The sequence below is a fragment of the Acaryochloris thomasi RCC1774 genome (genome assembly GCF_003231495.1).
In the GTDB taxonomy this organism is placed as follows: Bacteria; Cyanobacteriota; Cyanobacteriia; order Thermosynechococcales; family Thermosynechococcaceae; genus RCC1774.
On the sequence record NZ_PQWO01000009.1, the window covers coordinates 78,744 to 97,765 of the forward strand.

A 19,022-nucleotide genomic window follows, 5' to 3' on the forward strand; every position below is an offset into this window, starting at 1 on the left:
ATTCATTTAAGAACGCAGAGTTCTCGCTATCTCACTCCCTGTACATTAGTCTCTGCAAAAGATTGAGGATAGATAAGGGGCAGAAGCCGCTCTAACATTAACCCGATCAAACGAGTGCCGTTGCCCCAGTGCCAAAATGGCTCAATTTCATAGACCTGTTGAGTCTGCACAGCCTTAAGCTGCCTCCAGGTCGGATGCTGATGAAGCTGCTCAGAGAGCGGTTTATTTTTAGGACTAAAAGATTGCACAAAAATAATATCAGGATCAACCGTCAAAATTCGCTGCAGCGAGAGGTAGATCAGTCCAACTTCTCTGCGCTCAGGCTTTGGCTTTGACCAAGGGAAATTTGTAAATTGCTGCAGAACACTACCGACCGTCCCCGTATCCGTTTCTACGGGATAGCAGTTCAACCTGCGATTGATGGTTGCACCGCCCATGACTATTACAGTCGGTTGAGATTGGTGCTGTAGCAGCCGTTGCATATCTCGAATCTGTTGGGTGAGGGTTGCGATCGCATCCTTCCCCTGTCTCTCTCGCCCCGTCCAACGACCGACCCGCTGCAGTCTAGCGACAGCGGCATCATAACCCGCTCCTTCCACCAGCAAGAGCGGCGCAATACGGTTGAGTTGCTTATAAAAACGGTGGGGGAAATGCCAGCCTAAAATCAAATCGGGATGGCTTTGGCGAATAGCTTTCCAGTTTGGAAAAATCCACGATCCGGCGTTCATGAATGATCGAGCGCGATCGCCGTAAAACTCCGGTCGGTCAGCGACGCCCTGATTAAGATAGCCCACTGGCTCTAGCCCCAGTTCAACCAAGCAATCAAGCCCGGTTGCCGTCAGGCAAACAATCCGTTGAGCAGGCTGATCTAACCGAATTTCAGCACTAAGGTCATTACTTTCCTGAATTGGAGTCGCTTTAAACGCACTCTTTCCCTTTGTCATATCGGTTCTGGTCCCAGTTGCAATCGCACAATTCGGCCTGAGTTTTTGAAGAGCGCCATTGGGAGCGCTGGGAGTAGCTGACTGATTACCCGCCACGTCGTGGGTAAACGCTGGGGATAGTCGAGAAAATGCTGGAGATAAAATTGTTCTTCTTTCAGAACAAAATTAGGATTCCAGGTTTCCAGCTCGCGGGAGCGATCAATGCCCCATTGAAACTGAGCTGAGGTTTTAGAAACTGTGTCGTGGCGACGAGTACGATTGGCAACCTTGCGGTTGAGAACATCAAATACAACGTGGGCAAAGCCGAAACGACGCTCAAGCTGTTCTAATAACGCTCGGTTGTCTGCTTCGCTGAGGTACATTGAAACCCCTTCATAGATAATCATCACGGGTTGGTTCGGCTGATGATCAACTGCATCTATCCAGGCAAAGTCTAAGATAGAAGACGCGATCACAGTGTTGCGATCTCATCCCTCAAACAACTGCCGCCGTAGCTCAATCACCTCGGGAAAGTCGATATCGTACCAGCGGACTTGGGCTGTCTCTAGGCGCAAATAGCGCGTGCAAAGCCCTGCCCCCAAATTAACAATTATTGCTTCAGGGTGGGTGTCAATGAAGGTTTGGACTAGCATATCGATGTGCCAAGCCCGAATCACACAGCCCAACTGAGATGACCATCCTGGCTCGAATTTCGCAAAGTCATAGTCGAGCCGCTGAGCGATTTCAATCGCCTTTTCATCCTGTAAAATGGCATCAGACTTTTGGCTTTCAGCCGCTCGTGCATAGAGTGTAATGAGTAGCGTTTCAGGTACACCCGCAAGCTGCAATGAGATATCAGAAGTGGCTGACATAGGAGCGTCTAGGGATAGAGAACAGGGGGCTGTGATCACATCAAGTCAAATTCAGGAACGAAATTGATGCCAGCTATGCTGCAACCGGGGTCAGTGAAAAATATTGGTGATAGTCCCGCACTAGAGCGACCTTGCCATAACGCGGATCAATCTCAATTCCCTGAATCTCTAGGGAGCGACAGCTTGTGCTACTCGCGATCGGAATGCTGTAAAATTCTGTCTCTAGTGCTTTGAGTGGCAGGCATAACTTAAAGATAGTGGACCTATAGGCCGCAGGGATAAACCCCTCACCCCCCATGTTTAAAGCGGGCTGATTATGAAAAGAGAGCTGTCCGGTATTGTTCAGAATTCCGGCAGGCGTCTCAAACTGCTCACACCAGCGCAGCGCTAGGAACCATTTTGCATCTGCTAGACGGTTAAAAACACGCTCCGATTGAGTTTGGGGTAAGACCTTATATCCTCCTTCCACGGCCATGATCGAGCCACCTAAAAATCCAAATAAAAGTCCAATCGAGTTACTCATGAAACGGCTATCCATACGCTGCAAAAGAAAACCCTGGAGAATATGCCTATCCCCCAGGTGAGTTTGACTGTGTTGAGAGGGAACGTCTAAAGTCAAAGAATCAATAGTTTTGTCGTAGGTTTCGTAATTTACCCCTTCGACCGATAGGAGTAGAGCTGCCAGCATCTTTCAAGTGCCAGGATGAGCTGTAGACGAGGTTGCATTGCTCGTCTTGAAACGCTCCAGACTTGAATGGCAATCTCAGGATTATCCACCTGAACCGTTAGCGGTTGATAGGCCCCGCAGTCACAGGGAATATCAAGTTCCTGGAGACGACGATAAATTGCCCATCGGTTTTGACCGTTGATTTCAATCGCAGTGCCGATCTTCGAAGCCTGATTTTTAGAGTCCATTTTCTTCCTAATCTTCATACTGGAATGCAAAACACCGTGATTTCTATAACCTCTACTTAGTAGGTCACTGATATTAAATACAAGATGAAATAAATTCTCAATAATTTTTGCCGACAAAAATATATTGCTCAAATCGCTTTGAAGACCTGGACTATGGACTTCTCATTGTTTGTTAGGGTGAAAACGTCTGACTGATTCAATTGATAATTCAGTCAAAAGTAAGTCAACAGACAACCACTTAACTGACAGGGACATAACGCTGCTTTTTGGGCCACTCACCCAATCGTCAGCTTCTCCGTTAGCTCTGGGCTTTTGCCCGATACATTCAATCATTTCGCTTTGGATAGGAGAACACCATGCCAGAAGTTATTGCACAACCCTTTAGTCAAGTTACAGATAATGTCCTGCGGCTTGAATCATCAATCACCGAGCCAGTTTGCGAAGGAATGAATGCCCTACTCGCTAGCTTTCAGGCTTTATATCTGCAGTATCAAAAGCATCACTTTGTGGTTGAGGGCGCTGAATTTTATAGTCTGCATGAGTTTTTTCATGAGAGTGCAGGTGAAGCCAAAGGCTATGTTCATGAACTCGGAGAGCGCCTCAATGGCCTGGGTGGCGTCCCGGCTGCGAGCTTCACGAAGCTCGCAGAGCTATGCTGCTTTACCCCAGAAGCCGATGACGCTTTTGACTGCCGCACTATGGTGGAACATGATCTAGCGGCTGAGCAGTCTGTAATTGATGTACTGCGCCGACAGGCATCTCAGGCAGAGAGCTTAGGCGATCGCGCCACTCGTTTTGTCTACGAGAAAATGTTAGTGGAGACAGAAGAGCGGGCCTATCACCTCGCTCACTTTTTAGCCCCAGATACTCTGGTACAGAAGTAGCTTGCTGGTGCGGTGCATTGATCAATATCGTCTGCATCATGCTGGCATCTTCGAAATGAGCTACTGCGAGTAGGCCGGACACGCTTCTCTAGCGACTGAAGTTTTACTTATGAATAGAGCCTTGACTGAGTTGAGGCTCTATTTTTGTTGGCTGATGTTGCTCACGATTATAGCCTTATTGATATATACTTGCAATAGTGACAAGCTAAAGAAACTTAGGCTTCTGTTTTTCTTAGACGTCAAAGTCTTTATAGGTAAAGCTTTCGAGTCGTCTTAGTGATCATAATTTTGGTTTGATCATCATTGACCTGTGCAGATTATTGATATTTTAATTCAACAGATTTTTAATAAATCTATAACTAGAGCAGCAACAAGTATTTAGAGCCTTTGCCAGCAGAAGGTTTCGGGCACTAACATTGTCTCTTCCTTTTGCTTTATCAATTTCTATTGTTAGTAAGGTCTTGAGCTGCAGGTCAGTGACAGCGTCCTCAGAGTGCCTTTATCTCCGATGTGGATGCAATAGATATTGATGGTTTTGAGGAATATTTCGCCTTGACAGCATTCTAGATTGAGTTTTGACTTTTTTCCTTTGCTATTGCTCTCTCATTTGTAAGTATTTATGGTTTTGGCTCTCGATTCCCCTGTCTCTACGCTATCGGTTGAAGCTAAGCCGAAGCCACAGTTTTGGTCTCGGCCTATTTTTGCACCCGAACAGGGAAGCATACTGGTGCTGGGCGGGGCAATTGTTTCCGGTGCTTCATTGGCCCAAGCCTGGACATCGGCAACAACGCTGGTTTGTCTCTGTACCTTTTTTGCCCTACAGGTCGAGCATCCGCTGGTGGTTTTGTTGAAGCTCAAGTGCTGGAAAACTCGATTTGTCTTGTGGGGCGGGCTGTACGGTTTGATTGCGCTTGCCGTTGCATTGTGGCTGTCTTGGTCAACACCAGAGCTGCTGTGGATCTTTGGGGTTGCGATCGCATCTCTCCTCATCGACCTTGTGGCCGTCACTCGCAAGCAACACAAATCGATTGCCAACGAGATCACAATGTTCGCAGCCATTTGCTTATCTACGCCCTTAGCCTACGGAGCGACAGTGGGAGCCATTACCCCTGAAGCTATTGGCCTCTGGATCTTGAACTCACTCTTTTTCGCCACTGCGGTGTTCACGATCAAGTTTCGTAAGGGCAAAGCCGATGTCTGGTCTGGGGTAACGTATCTGGCCGTGGCTGTCGTGATGATTGCTGGACTCTATTTCCTTGGCTGGTTGAAGATGCTGACCGCTCTCACCTTCGGTATCGCAATTTTGAAGTTTGGTGCGGTGGTCTGCTTCCAGGATTGGTATCGGACCTGTTGGTTTGGTGCGATCGCAAGATTTGAGACCTACTTTGCCCTTTCTTACATTTGTCTTGTGGCGCTGACCCTCTTACCCCCACATTTGCCAACGAGTTAGCCTCTAATCGCGCAGTCACTTGCCCGTCTCTTTGGAACCAAAGGAATCAATATGTATAAAGTTACCTTCATTAACGAAGAGCTAGATCTCAATCAAACCATTGAAGTTCCTGATGATGAATACATTCTAGATGCAGCCGAAGATCAGGATATTGATCTGCCTTTCTCCTGTCGAGCCGGGGCTTGTTCAACCTGCGCTGGCAAAGTTCTATCGGGAGAGGTTGACCAAAAGGATCAATCTTTTCTTGATGATGGACAAACAGACGCAGGCTATGCGCTATTGTGTGTCGCCTATGCTCTTTCAGACTGCACTATTGAAACCCACTCAGAAGAAGAACTTTTCTAGATGGGGCCCAAGATATGAGAATATCCCGTTAGGAAGACTTAGCCATGGTCAGGCAAGGTTGTCTCTACTGTTCTCAGCCGCCTCACACTGTACCCACCGATCGCAATCAACATTCCGCAGATGGCAAAGATCGAAATCTGTAGTGCCATACCTGCGCCTAATCCAGTGCCGAAGATTGGTCCAAAGAGTTGGGCTAACGGTCCTCCTGGCTGCATGGCGGGTTCAAAAAATTGGTCGGCGAGGGGACCTGCGATCGCAAACCCTACAGGACTACTCAACTGTGTCAGCAAAAATCGCGTGGCAAACACCCGTCCCTGCACCTCTGGCTCCACCTTAGACATCCAAATCGCTTGGTTGGCGCTTTCTGGGAACGGAGAACAGAAGCCTGAAAATAAAGCCGTACCAATCTTCGTTGCATTTCGCTGAGCCAAAGCCAGAATCACAATACCTAGTTTCCATAGGGCGCTAGCAATCAAGACACTATGAATCCGACGTTTGGCACCACCCCAGATACTCATGGTTACCCCGCCCAAGAGACCACCCATCCCAAAAAAAGCCAGCAGCGTTCCCCAAACGACAGGATTGTTGTCACTTCGAGCTAAAACCATCGCAGGCAGAATGGCAAAAGTAGCGCTATCAATAAAACTATTGAGGATCAAAAAGCTGAGAAGGGCCATCAGACTGGGCCGTCGCCAGAGATATTTCAGTCCAAAAGTCAGCGATGTTCTAAATGAGTTTTTTTCCTTTGCTAGGGGGATTGCTTGAGACTGGGGAATGCTAACCAGTGCTAAGCTGCATATTGCGATCGCAAAGGTAGAAATATCAATGCAGAGAATACCCGTCAGACCTGTTGCTGCATAGATGGCTCCTGCCAAAGCTGGGGCCAAAATATAGGTGCCTGACATTTGAACAGAGCCGAGAGCTGTAGCGCGAGCGTAGTGCTGTTTAGGGACAATCAGCGTCAGAGAGGCAGCGTAAGCCAGTCCTTGGATATAGCCAAATAAGCCGTTAATCGCGCCGGTTATGTAGAGGTGCCACACCTGCAGATTCTGGGTTAAAAACAGGAGCAGTAGAGCGATCGTAGAGAGTCCGGCGATCAGGTCGCCCAGCAGCATTAGATACTTGCGCGGGTAGCGATCGACCCAGATGCCTGCAAAGGGTGAAACCAGCAGTCTGGGGACTTGGGTAAACACCAGAATTAGAGAGAGAGGCGTGGCTTGTCCAGTGATTTCCCAAGCCCAAAGCGTGATGGCAAAGTTGGTTAGCTCGGAGCCAAGTAGGGAGGCAAATTGACCGAGCCAGATAATTAGAAAAGTTCGCAATAGTTTGGCTCCTGATCCGATGCTTTTGCATGCACTTAAGACAAGATGCTCAACTAGCTTAAATGCAGAGACGGGGGTTTCCTTAGAGATTTTGAATCTAAAACGTATTTTTTTGCGCCCGAAACGCAGTTTTTGGATATCCGTTCTCTACAGAGGGGATAGCATTTGTTGTTTCAGTTCTTCTAAATAAAGTTCGGTGCCGATGGGGCCGGGTAAGCCTAAACAAAGGTAAGCGGGGATGAAGTAGACGCGTCCGGTTTTGCTGGCTTTGAGAGATTGTGCGATCGCATTTTTCTGCCACATCTGCTTCAAATCTGTGATTTGGCTAGCTTCAAATTCTGTTGTACTGCCGGTTGCTTTAGGCGGACTGAAGTTGCTGCCCAACAAAACCATAGAGTCAGCCTCATCCAACTGCGTCAACCCTTCCAGAGAGATCTGCACTCGTGCATCTTCTTTTTTGTTGTCAAATTCTGGTGGGGAGATTAATTGAAAGCCCAGCTTGCTAACTAGGGAACGACAAAGACCGTGACCAGAATTACCTAAATTTATTTCTCTAAGATCAGAGGAACTGAGCAAGAGCAGTTTAGGGTGGGTTGCCACTAAAGAGGCAAAACGCTCACGGGCTGTTGTCACACGCCGTTCTGTCTCCGTTAAAAGTTGTTCTGCTTGCTCAGAACGATCAACGGCTTCAGCAATGGTCTGCAAACTCTCTTCCGTCTCTGACCACTCGAGCAGCACCGTTGGGGCGACTTTCGATAAAGTCTCATACTGGTCAGTATTACCATCAACCGTGCCTAAAATAAGATCTGGCTTCGCTTTGAGCAAGGCTTCAATAGAGGGCGTGTAAGCCTGTCCCACATTCATGAGGGGCTGAGTAATGTAGCGTCCTAAGTAGGGAATTTGCTGCTCGGGATTGTCATAGGCTCCCTGATGCACCGTGATGTGGTCAGCGAAACCGATAGGCTGCACCTTGAGAGCTAATAGAGGTTCTAAGACATAGGGCCCCAGCACTACGATTCGTTGAGGCTGTCCGCATATTTTAGTTTCGCCTAATTCATGCTGGACGACACGGCAATCTGCAGATGATGCAGCATTGCGGGGGGTATCCTGCTCTGGGGTAGGTTGGCAGGCTGAGATTGAATGTCCCAGCAAAACCACAAAGATGAGCCATTTCGTTACTGCCAAAACTTTCACAGACCATTCCTTTCTGAGGGACAACTCACTTTAAAAATTGACTGTGACTGAACCAATGACCGTAAACGGTTCACCGACTTCTGAACCAAATGTACGACTGTTGTTGCTGCCGACAATGTAATCAACGTCAAAAATGTTTTTAAAGTTGAGGGCCAGTCGCCAGTTATCACGGCGATAAAACATCGCTGCATTGGCTAGGAAGTAGCTGTCTAGCTCGAAACTATTGGCGAGGTCACCTTCTCGTTCTCCTAAAAAGTTGAATCCAAGCCCAAACCCTAAGCCCTGTAGATCGCCCGATTGAATCTCATAGGTGCTCCACACACTGCCGCTGTGCTCAGGGATATTGACGAGGCGATTGCCTTCAGGAATCGTATTATCTGCAGAGACTTCTGCGTCAGTGTAGGCGTAGGAGGCGATCACGTTCCAGCCCGGTAGAATCTCACCTGTAACATCAAGCTCGACACCTCGACTGTTTTGGGCACCCGTGGCAACGGATGAAAAGGGATCGAGGGGATCGGGGGTCGCCACATTTCTGCGGCTGATGTCGAAATAACTCAAGGTGGCAAAGAGCCGTTCATTCAAAAGAGCCGCCTTTACACCCACCTCAAACCCTTCGCCCCGCTCTGGAGGGAGTAGCTCACCGCTGCTGGTGGTCTCCGTGTTGGGCGTGAAGGACTGGGAATAGCTGGCAAATAAGGACAGAAATTCGAGGGGCTGGTAAACGATGCCAAAACGCGGGGTCACAGCATCATCATTTTGGTCCGCTTCAGAGCCAACGGGATCAGAAGCAGTCGGCCCATTCGTGATGTTCTGATCGACGGTGTCATAACGAACACCAGCGACCAAGATTAGGTTGTCCAATACCTTGATTTGATCCTGGAGAAAAAGGCCTAAGCGATTGGTTTGTACCTTTTCATTGAAGGAAATCGGTAGGCTGCCACTATCAATCGGTGCGAGACCAAAGACCGGGTTGAAAATGTCTAAGAAAGAGGGTGAGGCGAAGTCAAAGCGAGAAAGATTTTGCTCATCGGTTCGATTCAAATCAACTCCCACCAATAGCTTATGGTCAATGGGACCAGTGGCAAACGCTCCGACCACGCTGGTTTGGAGAGAAAAATTGGTTGCGTCGATGTCTGCGCTTCCAGGGAACCGCATGACGAGACCTGTGGCTTCATCGAACGCGAGAGGCAGCACGGCCGTATTCAATAGATCTCGTCTTGAATATTCAAAAGCATTCCGTATCTCCCACCGATCGTTAAACTGATGCTCAAAACTATAGCCCACCCGAAACAGGGTGCTGTTTACGAAGTTTTCGGGTTCAACAATGATGCTGCTAAAGGGAACATCGGCTACGCCATTGCCGATGGCCGGCAAGCCAATATCAAAGGGTTGTGAATCAGTCGCATACTCAGCTTTTAGGGTGAGATTGGTGCGATCGCTAATTCGCCAGGATAAGACAGGGGCAACGAGGAAGCGTTCAATGTCTACATCAGAGTCTATGAAGTCACTGTCGCGAGAGTAAGACACGTTGAGCCGATACAGTAAATCTTTTTTTGGGGTCAAGGGGCCGGTTAGATCGATTTGAGGCTGCACGAAGCCTCGGTTGCCCAACTCCAGACCGATCTCATAGGCCGGTTGATCCAGCGGCTGCTCCGTGACGATATTGATGATGCCTCCTGGCTGTAGCTCTCCATACAAAATGGAGGCCGGTCCCTTAAGCACTTCAACTCGTTCTACATTCCCAAGGGCTGGGTTGGCCCCTGTGAAGCCGCCAAATTCTCTGAATCCATCTCGCAGAGTGGGAGCATCAAACCCCCGAACGTTGAAGTCTATGCTGACCCCGCCAAAGGTATCCCCAAAAGTGACACCACTCACGTTCCTGAGCGCTTCATCAATACGGGTGACCTGCTGATCTTCTAAGACCTGCTTCGGCACGACTTGAATGGATGTCGGTGTATCCAAAATAGGCGTATCGGTGCGCGTTGTAGGACTTACCTCCGGGACCGCGTAGCCCTCTGGGCCTCTCTCTGCAGTCACCGTGAGTTCTAATTCTTCCTCTTCTGAAGCAACTGGTGAAACTGCATCCACCGCAAACACCAATCCCGATATTTCACTCTGAATCGTGACTGTTGGGGGGCCTTCTATCCCCACAATCTCAACCTGTACCTGATCTCCTGACAGAGGTATGACGCTAACCTGAGAGATACCTTCGACGGGATTATCTTGCTGATATTCTGGACCGCCCGGCAAAGCCAGCACTGCGTTGGGAATAATGGCCGTAAGTCGGTTCCCCTCAGTTGTAGCGGCGGGAATCGCTAGGTCATCCGCTGTAGTTTCTAGAACAATTGAGAGCCCCTGCTCCGTCGGGTTAATCTGTATGCCCGTCACCTGAATTTGCGTTGCTTCGATCTGGGCCAGCCATTCAGTGACGCTAGCGGCGGGCTGACGGTCTTCCGGCTCCAAAATTTCTAAAAGTTCAGCCAATTCGTCAGTTGTCGCAGGCTTCTCGGTGGCCAAAACCGATTGGGTTGCTCCCAAACCTGCCAGCGCGATTGCCCACAGCGGCAAAAACTTGCCAAACCTTTGTTTCATTGCGTCTCACCCACACCACTTACAGCAGCTAGATTAAAACCTAGCTAATGAAAATTATTCTTACTTGGTCAGTGAGAGCATCGTAGCGGGTGGTTGAGAGCAAAATCTTTGCGAAACCGACTTTTTTCTTCGCGAAACGGACAAAGCGTTGCGACAGTCGAAGACCGACCTATATCTTTCTGACAGGCTAAGTCCTTCGGACGATCTAAAGGTACGCCAACGGCCATCGCATCAGGTCATTGGGCAACCTTGTATAAAACTTGTACCTGGTTCATTCCTGCGTTGCGAGCCAATTATGTATATCGTTCAAATGATTGAAATCTAACAGAGCTTCTCCTAATGCCGTCAGTTGTGCAGACGATAAGGTGGAGATGCGATCGCACATTGATTCATCTAATGTGCCCATTTTTTTTGTAAGCAGGTGCAGGATCAGCGATCGTTCCCCCTCTTCCTTGGCTTCCTGAATAGCACGTGGCTCCTGCGTCAAGTCAAGTCCTAACATGGCTCTAATCTCCGACCGGCTTAAACTAGCAAACTTATATACCATTATAGAGGTCACGATATCGATCAAGTTTGCGCGTTCTGTCGTTGTGAACGCCTCTTGCTCAGTGTGCTCTAGCAACCATCTCGCAGCGGCTGGCGCTTCATCTTTTTCAAGGATCGTCAACACCGTAGCAGCAACAGGAAGAGGCAGCGATATTACATCACCCAATGGTAAAAAATTAGGTCGCGCCGCATCCAGTTTTCACGTCATAAACTGGAGCGAGTGTACTGCAAAATGACGCCTCTCCCTAGGCTCGCTGACCCAGTTGATATGCCTTTGGGCTAACCGCAAACTGTCGTCGGAAGGCAGTGCTAAACGCTTCTGGGCTTCGATAGCCTACTGTGGCCGCAACCTTGGCAATAGTGAGTTCAGAGTTGTGCAGTAGTGATTGGGCCTGCTGCATTCGATGCTGTTGCAGATAGCCAAACACCGTGGTGCCAAACAGTTGCCGGAAACCCTGATTGAGCTTGCGATCGTTGAGACCCACCTGACGAGCCAGATCGATCAAAGTGGGGGGCTGTTTTGCTCGCTGGATCAAGATCTCCTTTGCCTGATGGAGCTGTTCAACATCCTGACTACACAAAAACATCGGAGTTGCATAAGGTTGTTCGTCTTGCCAGACGGAAAATTGGGTAGTGAGTAATTCCAACGCCTTACTTTCTAAGTAGAGCTGCTGCATTAACCCTGTATAGGGACAGTGTAGGATTTGCCGAATCTGTTGCTGTATAGATCGAGAGATTTGTCCCAGTGATTGATGAAATCGCTGAGTTCTGTCCCCCTCTAGTAGATGTTGTAAGGGTGCGGGCAGTCCTTTTATTCCCAGGTTGAAGGTACCAAAGTAGCTTGGATCTACGACAATCATGAGCACATGGATGGACTGATCGGCGGGCCATTCTTCAATTTCTGTGTGGCTGGGGAGATGATAGAGGTAGTGGCAGTCCGAGACTTCCCGATAGTCACGACTGATATCTAGGGCATCCGGCGTTTGCACTCGAGATGTCCCTGACAAATAGAACTTAGCGACCAACGGGAAATTAGATTCATGTTCGATAACGTGGCGAATCGTCTGCCTGAGTCTACCCTGACGGATATATATTTCAAGTCCCTGACGGAGCTGGAGGATGCGATCTCCGCCTTGCCCTAGCTGTTCCGGCAAATTGTGCTGAAAACCAGAATCTATGGGCTGATGAACTTGTTCACCCCGATGCTTGGCTTGTTCATACAAATCCTGAAAATCGGCATTGGTCAGCGTGATCGCCATATGTGCTGAAGGTTCAATTGCGATAGGTGAGAGTATTTCTCATTAATGGCAGTTTAACAGAAGCCCCTAGCTTGGAGCGATAGAATAGAGGCAACATTGGGGACTCTCGATTATGACACCCTTAACTCGGCAACAGACTCTGGGCGAACAAGCGCAGATTCTGCCGTTGGAGAACGGAGATCACCTAACGCGGCCAGAATTCGAGCGTCGCTACCATGCGATGCCTCACAAAAAAAAAGCCGAACTGATCGAAGGAGTTGTCTACTTGCCCTCACCGCTTAGATTTAAAGTCCATGCTAGACCTCACGGTCATTTAATGACGTGGCTGGGGGTTTACGAAGCATCGACACCTCATGTAGAGGTGGGGGACAATGCCACCGTCCGCTTAGATCTAGACAACGAACCTCAACCCGATGCGGTCCTGCTTATCGATACACCCGCTGGGGGAAACTGCCAACTCAGTACAGATGGCTATTTAGAGGGCGCTCCAGAATTAGTCGCGGAAGTCGCGGCGAGTACTGCGGCCTATGATTCATATGATAAAAAAGCAGCCTATCGACGCAATGGGGTGCAGGAATATATTGTCTGGCAGGTATTAGATCAGAAGCTAGATTGGTTTAGCCTGCAGAATGGGGAATACGTTCCTCTACTAGCTGATGAGAAGGGCGTGATTCGCTCTCAAGTGTTTTCAGGATTGTGGCTGGCAGTACCTGATTTGCTGGCAGGAGAAATGGCAAAGGTTTTGGTGGTCTTACAGCAAGGATTAAATGATTCTGAACATGGAACGTTTGTTGATTCCCTGTCGGGATATATTCAGGACTAAAAATGAGTTGAGCCATAGTTTTAAAAACTCAGCGTGAAAGTTGTTGGCGTAGGTCACTCAGAAAAAGGTCAGTACCCAGCGGACCCAACAGAGCATGACAGAGATAGACGGTGGTGAAGTAGACTTTCCCTTCTTTGCTGGCGGGTAGAGATTGTGCGATCGCATCTCCCTCCCAGGTCTTTCTAACAGTCTGCAACTGCCGTTCTTCAGGACTTCTCGCCTTAGCTGTAATATCGCTGTTAAACCCTTCAATCAAAATCCAGTCCGCCTTCAGCTCCGGGAGAGCTTCCAGCGAAATCACATGACTATCCTGGTCTGACTGGGCCAGTTCAGAGGGCACCAGCACCTGAAAGCCGACTTCCTCTAAAAGGGCACCACAGGAACTATTGGGGGTTTCAATGCGAACCCCTTGATTGATTTGTTCTGAGAGCAGCAGCAGAACGTTGGGTTGTCGGGTTACAAGGGGCTTAAAGTCTTGCTTCAGTTTTGCTAAGCGCTGCTCAGATTCAGCAATTACTGCTTCTGCCTTCTGAGATTTCTGGAGCGCTTGACCGAGGGCTTTTAGATCAGATTGCCAAGTGGTTTCGGCTCCGCTGTAGTCGAATAGTAGGGTGGGAGCAATTTTTGAGAGGAGGGCGTATTCATCTTTGTTTTTAGTGATGTCTCCAAGAATTAGGTCTGGTTTGAGCTTTGCGATCGCATCTAAAGAAGGACTCTCCGCTGTGCCAACATTGAAGGGCTGCCCCGTCATCCGCTGCCCCAAATACGGAATTTGCTCACTGGGCTGATCAAAGCGCTCGGTCGGAAACGGAAAATATTCAGCATGGCCAATCGGCTGGGTTTCAAGAGTTAATGACAGCTCCAGCAAACTTGGCCCCAGAGTCGCCACCTTTTGCGGTCGGCCACAAACTTGAGTCTCACCAGCCTCATGAGTAATCATTCGGCAGTCTCCGCCTGACGCACTGCTATCAGAAGATACTTGATTCGGTCGCTGACAGCCTGCAGTCAAAGCAACGAAGGCGGCAAAGAACGCAGATTTCCCGATTTGGATAAAATGACTCAGTGCGATTGAGCAAAGCCTTCGCCGCTCTCCCCCCAGAATTGGGGGGCCGGGGGGGCCAATGCAGGATTGAATGCGTTTCATCTCAAGATGTACATATACGTTAATAGCAGATCACTGGAGCCTACGGTCCAAAATATCCTCTCCAATTGCTCAGCCCACGACTCTAAAACTCCACTGAGACCGAGCCAATCACCGTAAACGGAGCGCCCGGATCATTTCCCCGCACGCGCACAGGCGACGACGTATCAGCAATATAGTCAATATTAAAAATATTGCGAAAATTGAGCGCAAACTTCCACTTGTCTCGCTTATAGAAAAGAGCCGCATTCGTCAAAAAATAGCTGTCTAGCTCAAAGGAATTCGCGAGATCACCTGCCCTGCGATCGACAAAGTTAAAGCCCGCACCAAAACCTAACCCCTGCAAAGCACCCGTTTGAATCTCGTAGGTTGTCCACAAATTTGCGCTGTGGGCTGGCGCACTAGGGAGCTGATTCCCCACCGGAAAGACAGTGTCTTCACTAATCTCCGCATCAATATAGGCATAGGAACCCAAAATATTCCAGCCCGGTAAAATCTCTCCCACCACATCTAGCTCCACACCGCGACTCTTCTGCTTACCTGTCGCAATAAAGAAAAACGGATTATCAGGATCTGTGCTAGCCACATTGCGGCGCGTGATGTCGAAATAAGCCAGCGTAGCCGACAGCGCCCCCTGTAAAAATTCACCCTTGACCCCCACTTCAAATCCACTGCCAGACTCAAAGGGTAAAGGGTCGCCATCCACCGTCGTTGTATCTGCAATGCTGGGCGCAAACACCTCCGAATAGCTGCCATAGAGAGATATTTCAGGAATCGGCTGATAGACAAGCCCCACTCGGGGGGTAAAAGCTTCTTCGTTTTGCACCAGCTCAGCACTGGAAGGGTCGAAGGCATTGGGGTTGATAAACGTTTTCTGCCGGAACAGATCAAAGCGTCCCCCGGCCAGAAAAATCAGGTTGGGCAACAGCTTCACCTGATCCTGAAAAAAGACACCGAGCCGATCGGTCTCAGTACTCTGATCCGTCAAGATCGGGAGCGTATCAAAATCAGGCCGGGGTGAAGCACCAAACACGGGCGCAAAGATATCGAGCGGGAGTGGATTTGCAAGATCGATCTGCGTCAGAGAATTGAAGTTATCGCTAGAGCGGTTCAGATCAACGCCAAACAGCAACTTATGATCGACGGGTCCGGTGGACACTTCACCGACGATATTGGTCTGCAGCGCAAAGTTTTCTGCCTCCTGTGGTTGAGCTGCAAAAAAGCGAGTAATTGTATTGGTGGTCTCATCAATAGCAAACGGGAAGGCCACCTCTAAAAGCGCATTCTGCTTCGTGTAGCGAAATTTGTTGCGGACCTTCCATTGATCGCTGAAGCGGTGTTCAAAGTCGTAGCCCACATTCAGCGACTCTTCCGTGCTGATGTCGTCCGGCTCATTGCTAATCTGATCAAACGGGATATCAGCGATCCCATCGCCCACCGCCGGAATGCCGAAAAAGGGAGGCCGTCGTTCATCCAGGTATTCCAGCTCAAAGGTCAGATCCGTTTGCTTGCTGATGTTCCATTTAAGAACGGGCGAAATGAAGAAGCGTCTCTGATTAACGTTGGTGTCTTGAAAATCTCCGCCGGACTGATAGACCGCGTTGAGTCGGTAGCTCAGATTGCCGTCCTTGGTGACAGGGCCAGAAATATCGAGTCGAGGTCGAAACAAGCCTTGAGTCCCCCCCTGAACCTCGAAGTTATAGAAAGGTTCTTCGGTGGGCTGCTTGGTAACGATATTGATCAATCCACCCGGCGCGACATCCCCAAACAGAATTGAAGAGGGTCCCCGCAAGACTTCAACTTTTTCCAAATTGGCGGTCTCCGGGAAGGTTCCTCCTGCTCCAAACTGGCGGATGCCGTTACGTAGGATGGGCACACCCTGAAATCCGCGAATGCTAAAGACAGATTGCCGCCCGAGATCTCTGCCGCCCGAGACGACACCACTAAGATTCTGAAGGGCTTCATCTAAGCGAACCACCTGCTGAGAGTCAAGTAACTCACGCGGAAGCACCTGCACTGACTGAGGCGTATCGCGTAGCGGTGTATCGGTGCGGGTGGCGGTACTGGCTTCCGGGATAAAAAAGCCCTCTAAAGCCTTCTCTGCAGTGACCGTGATTTCAAGTTCTTCTTGATCGCCCGGTTCGGGTTCGGCGGGGGCAACAGCGGTTCCCGCCGCCACTGAGAACACAAGATTTTGCGCCTCAGTACCTACTGTTGCGGTAGGTGCAGCGTCAGTTCCCGTGATCACAACCTGTACCTGATCCCCCTCAGCCTCGAGGACGCTGACTTGAGCGATCCCAGCGACCGGGTTGTCCTGGATAAAACCAGTGCCTTCTGGTAGCGCTAATACTGCATTTGGGATCAGCGTAGTGAGTTGATTCCCCTCTGCAATGGGGGTGGGAAGGCCAAGTATTCCGGCTTCAGTTTCTAAAATGATGCTTAGGTTCTCAGCTCCGGACTCTAGACGAATACCCGTAATTTGAGTTAGAGATGCTTCAACTTGTGCCCTCCACTCCGTCACGCTTGTTGCAGGCTTATTTTGTAACGGCTGTTCACCTTGCAGGAGAAGCGTCGTTTTTGTTAGCTGCAGGTCTTGAATGGCTTGCCCTTCGTTTGCCTTGGCTGGGGAGGGGGGCAACAAACCTAAGGTTGCGATTATTGAAGGTAGGCCGTAGGCCATCGCAACTACCAGTCCCCCCTGATACTTCTGACCCATATCACTTTACCCACAACTTGAAATGTACAGGCATAGTAAAAGAATTACAGTTGCAGCACCTTTGTGAACCGGACTTTTTTCTTTGTCAAACGGACTTTTTGCAATCTCTAGCCCCGGATGCTCAGTTGATAGGCCTTGGGACTGACAGAGAATTTACGTCGAAATGCGGTACTAAATGCTTCTGGATTTCGGTAGCCCACTGAGGTTGCGATCGCAGCAACGGTCAGCCTTTCTTCCTCTAAAAGCTGCTTTGCCTGCTTCATCCGATAGTCCTGCAGATAGCCAAAAACTGTAGTACCAAAGAGTTGGCGAAAGCCCTGCTTCAGCTTGCGATCGTTTAGGCCCACCTGACGCGCTAGTTCAACTAAAAGAGGAGGGTTATCAGCATTGCGGATCAGCAACTCTTGGGCCTGATGCAGCCGCTCAACCTCATCGATAGGTAACTGTGAAGCAGAGAGAGCCTGCTGAGGCCACTGATCCAACTGGAGCGCCAGGAGTTCCAGTGCTTTACTTTCGAGGTAAAGCGCTTGGGTCATACCCATATAAGGACAGTGCAAGATTTGCTGCAGAAGCGACCGCATTGCTGAAGAAATGGGCCCTAAGGATTGGTGAAACCGCTGGCCTCGCAAACTCTGCTGCAAGGGCTGGGGGAGAGCACTATCTTGATCCAAAAAGTGAAAGTAGCCAGGATCGGCATAAATCATCACCACTTTGATCGGTTCATCTGCATACCATTCTTCGACCTCTTTTAAGTCAGGAAGATGGTATAGGTAGCTATGCCCTTTCTGCTCAATATAGTGAGGGCAAACCTCTTTGACCCCTGGTGTCTCGACCGATGACAACCCAGACAGGATGAATTTAGCCGTGACTGGGAAGCTTAATTCGTGGACTTGCTTGACTCGAAGTGTCTGCTGTAGGCGACCTTCTGTGATCTCAACTGTCAGTCCACCTCGCAGATGAAACGATTGCCTAATCCCTTTGCCGAGGCGTTTGGGTAAAACGGCAGAACGCCCCCACCCCGCCTCTTGAACGGACGGCTGATCATCGGAGGTCTCACATAGTTCTGTAAATTCTGCTGCAGTGAGGGAAATCGTCATGCCAAGGTATCTTCCAGTGCGCGTACATCAGCTACCTATGAGGTGCATTCTTGTAAAAACAGACAGTAACCTCAACTAGCAAAAATGCCCCACTGCATTTATCCAAGTGACGGCGCTCCAATCAAGGGATCGCTGTCATCTTGGTATGGCCTACAGTGTTGCCCACTCGTCAGGCAGGACATTGGCCTGTAGCTCGAAGGCACCGCTACCGTCAGGCGTCAGCACGTAAGCTATTCCTTGAGGGTCTGGATAGATGCCGGTTGCGGCCTCAAAAATATCGTCATGACCCACGAGGATCGTGTTTTTACCATCTGCAGGTGTTGCCGTCAGTAGGGGGGTTACGTTGGCCTTCATCTCTTCCACTTGCGCGTCAGTGTAGTCTTCAAAGGGCAAGAAGTTGAGTTTTGAATTTTTTGTGTGTTGACCGAAGGCTAGGTCTGCTGTTTTCCAAGCGCGACAGTACTCGCTGGTAATGACTTCACCGACGGGGATATTTTTCTCTTTAAATGCTGCGCCAATATCTTTTGCCTGCTTTTCGCCCACATCGTTGAGCTTACGCTGGGTCTCGCAATCTGTGAGATTGAGATTGGGATCAGCCTGGTCGGCATAATCTTTTTCTGTCTGAGCGTGGCGGAAGTAGATGACATGCCCCCCTTCTTTAAGTGCGCTCAAAAGTTCTGGGCCACTCAGCTTGTCTTCAAAGTCTGCGTTTGCTTGCTCGCCCTCACTGTACTCTTCACCCTCGCCGCCTTCAGGAACCTCAGCCACAACAGGTGTTTCACTAGAACCTGCTTCACCTCCTCCGGTAGATGAAACATCACTACTACAGGCTGCCACGCTAACTGCTAGTCCTAGAGCTAGAAATAGCTCTACAGTTTTAGACTTCTTAATCATTGGTCCTCACATTTTTGACGATTTTATTTCGTTAATGAGAGTTATTATC

18 protein-coding genes and 1 pseudogene are annotated in these 19,022 nt (G+C 49.3%); 4 read left to right on the plus strand and 15 right to left on the minus strand.

From position 1 onward, the window contains the following. Positions 1-26: 26 nt before the first annotated feature. The 5 genes from C1752_RS14985 to C1752_RS15000 form a co-directional block, all read right to left on the minus strand. The gene (locus tag C1752_RS14985) at positions 27-944 is read right to left on the minus strand and encodes an ABC transporter substrate-binding protein (protein ID WP_110986888.1); all 918 of its coding nucleotides are present in this window, start codon (positions 942-944) and stop codon (positions 27-29) included. Further along, entirely contained in the window at positions 941-1,399 is a 459-nt protein-coding gene (locus tag C1752_RS29315; RefSeq protein WP_233501613.1) for a class I SAM-dependent methyltransferase, read from the minus strand. The genes C1752_RS14985 and C1752_RS29315 overlap by 4 nt, the downstream gene beginning before the upstream one ends. A 12-nt stretch (positions 1,400-1,411) precedes the next feature. Further along, positions 1,412-1,795 carry a class I SAM-dependent methyltransferase gene (locus tag C1752_RS29320; protein ID WP_233501614.1) on the minus strand — a complete coding sequence of 128 codons (384 nt, stop codon included), beginning with the start codon at positions 1,793-1,795 and terminating at the stop codon, positions 1,412-1,414. Positions 1,796-1,868: 73 nt separating this feature from the next. Then, positions 1,869-2,318 carry a hypothetical protein gene (locus C1752_RS14995; RefSeq protein WP_110986974.1) on the minus strand — a complete coding sequence of 150 codons (450 nt, stop codon included), beginning with the start codon at positions 2,316-2,318 and terminating at the stop codon, positions 1,869-1,871. A 128-nt stretch (positions 2,319-2,446) separates the two neighbouring features. Further along, entirely contained in the window at positions 2,447-2,710 is a 264-nt protein-coding gene (locus C1752_RS15000; protein WP_110986889.1) for an Asr1405/Asl0597 family protein, read from the minus strand. Between the two features lie 356 nt (positions 2,711-3,066). Here C1752_RS15000 and dpsA point away from each other — a divergent pair, with 356 nt between their 5' ends. From dpsA to C1752_RS15015, 3 genes are all read left to right on the plus strand, one after another. Then, entirely contained in the window at positions 3,067-3,594 is a 528-nt protein-coding gene (dpsA, locus tag C1752_RS15005) for a DNA starvation/stress protection protein DpsA (protein WP_110986890.1), read from the plus strand. A 619-nt stretch (positions 3,595-4,213) separates the two neighbouring features. Continuing rightward, positions 4,214-5,044: a YwiC-like family protein gene (locus C1752_RS15010; RefSeq protein WP_110986891.1), complete on the plus strand. Its 831-nt coding sequence runs from the start codon at positions 4,214-4,216 to the stop codon at positions 5,042-5,044. Between the two features lie 45 nt (positions 5,045-5,089). Next, positions 5,090-5,389, plus strand: coding sequence for a 2Fe-2S iron-sulfur cluster-binding protein (locus C1752_RS15015; RefSeq protein ID WP_110986892.1), 300 nt, complete (start codon positions 5,090-5,092; stop codon positions 5,387-5,389). A 38-nt stretch (positions 5,390-5,427) separates the two neighbouring features. Here the strand turns inward: C1752_RS15015 and C1752_RS15020 are convergent, their stop codons facing one another. From C1752_RS15020 to C1752_RS15040, 6 genes and pseudogenes are all read right to left on the minus strand, one after another. After that, positions 5,428-6,711: an MFS transporter gene (locus tag C1752_RS15020; RefSeq protein WP_110986893.1), complete on the minus strand. Its 1,284-nt coding sequence runs from the start codon at positions 6,709-6,711 to the stop codon at positions 5,428-5,430. Positions 6,712-6,858: 147 nt separating this feature from the next. Continuing rightward, positions 6,859-7,905, minus strand: coding sequence for an ABC transporter substrate-binding protein (locus C1752_RS15025; protein WP_110986894.1), 1,047 nt, complete (start codon positions 7,903-7,905; stop codon positions 6,859-6,861). Positions 7,906-7,935: 30 nt separating this feature from the next. Then, the gene (locus C1752_RS15030; RefSeq protein WP_110986895.1) at positions 7,936-10,497 is read right to left on the minus strand and encodes a TonB-dependent siderophore receptor; all 2,562 of its coding nucleotides are present in this window, start codon (positions 10,495-10,497) and stop codon (positions 7,936-7,938) included. A gap of 271 nt (positions 10,498-10,768) precedes the next feature. Then, a complete protein-coding gene (locus C1752_RS29325; RefSeq protein WP_233501615.1) occupies positions 10,769-10,999 on the minus strand; it encodes a DUF4351 domain-containing protein in 231 nt (76 codons plus the stop codon). Between the two features lie 6 nt (positions 11,000-11,005). Then, positions 11,006-11,209: pseudogene (locus tag C1752_RS30300) on the minus strand (DUF2887 domain-containing protein); the annotation flags it as partial. A 79-nt stretch (positions 11,210-11,288) separates the two neighbouring features. Further along, on the minus strand, positions 11,289-12,302 hold the full coding sequence (locus C1752_RS15040; RefSeq protein WP_110986897.1) for a helix-turn-helix transcriptional regulator: 1,014 nt from the start codon (positions 12,300-12,302) through the stop codon (positions 11,289-11,291). A gap of 112 nt (positions 12,303-12,414) precedes the next feature. Between C1752_RS15040 and C1752_RS15045 the strand changes: the two genes are divergently transcribed. Beyond that, positions 12,415-13,125, plus strand: coding sequence for a Uma2 family endonuclease (locus C1752_RS15045; protein WP_110986898.1), 711 nt, complete (start codon positions 12,415-12,417; stop codon positions 13,123-13,125). A 28-nt stretch (positions 13,126-13,153) separates the two neighbouring features. On the opposite strand, the gene C1752_RS15050 is transcribed toward C1752_RS15045, so the two are convergent. The 4 genes from C1752_RS15050 to C1752_RS15065 form a co-directional block, all read right to left on the minus strand. Continuing rightward, the gene (locus C1752_RS15050; protein ID WP_110986899.1) at positions 13,154-14,269 is read right to left on the minus strand and encodes an ABC transporter substrate-binding protein; all 1,116 of its coding nucleotides are present in this window, start codon (positions 14,267-14,269) and stop codon (positions 13,154-13,156) included. Positions 14,270-14,351: 82 nt separating this feature from the next. Beyond that, the gene (locus C1752_RS15055) at positions 14,352-16,982 is read right to left on the minus strand and encodes a TonB-dependent siderophore receptor (RefSeq protein ID WP_110986900.1); all 2,631 of its coding nucleotides are present in this window, start codon (positions 16,980-16,982) and stop codon (positions 14,352-14,354) included. Positions 16,983-17,089: 107 nt separating this feature from the next. Next, positions 17,090-18,079 carry a helix-turn-helix transcriptional regulator gene (locus C1752_RS15060; RefSeq protein ID WP_110986901.1) on the minus strand — a complete coding sequence of 330 codons (990 nt, stop codon included), beginning with the start codon at positions 18,077-18,079 and terminating at the stop codon, positions 17,090-17,092. A 150-nt stretch (positions 18,080-18,229) separates the two neighbouring features. Further along, positions 18,230-18,973, minus strand: coding sequence for a histidine phosphatase family protein (locus tag C1752_RS15065; RefSeq protein WP_110986902.1), 744 nt, complete (start codon positions 18,971-18,973; stop codon positions 18,230-18,232). Positions 18,974-19,022 lie beyond the last annotated feature (49 nt).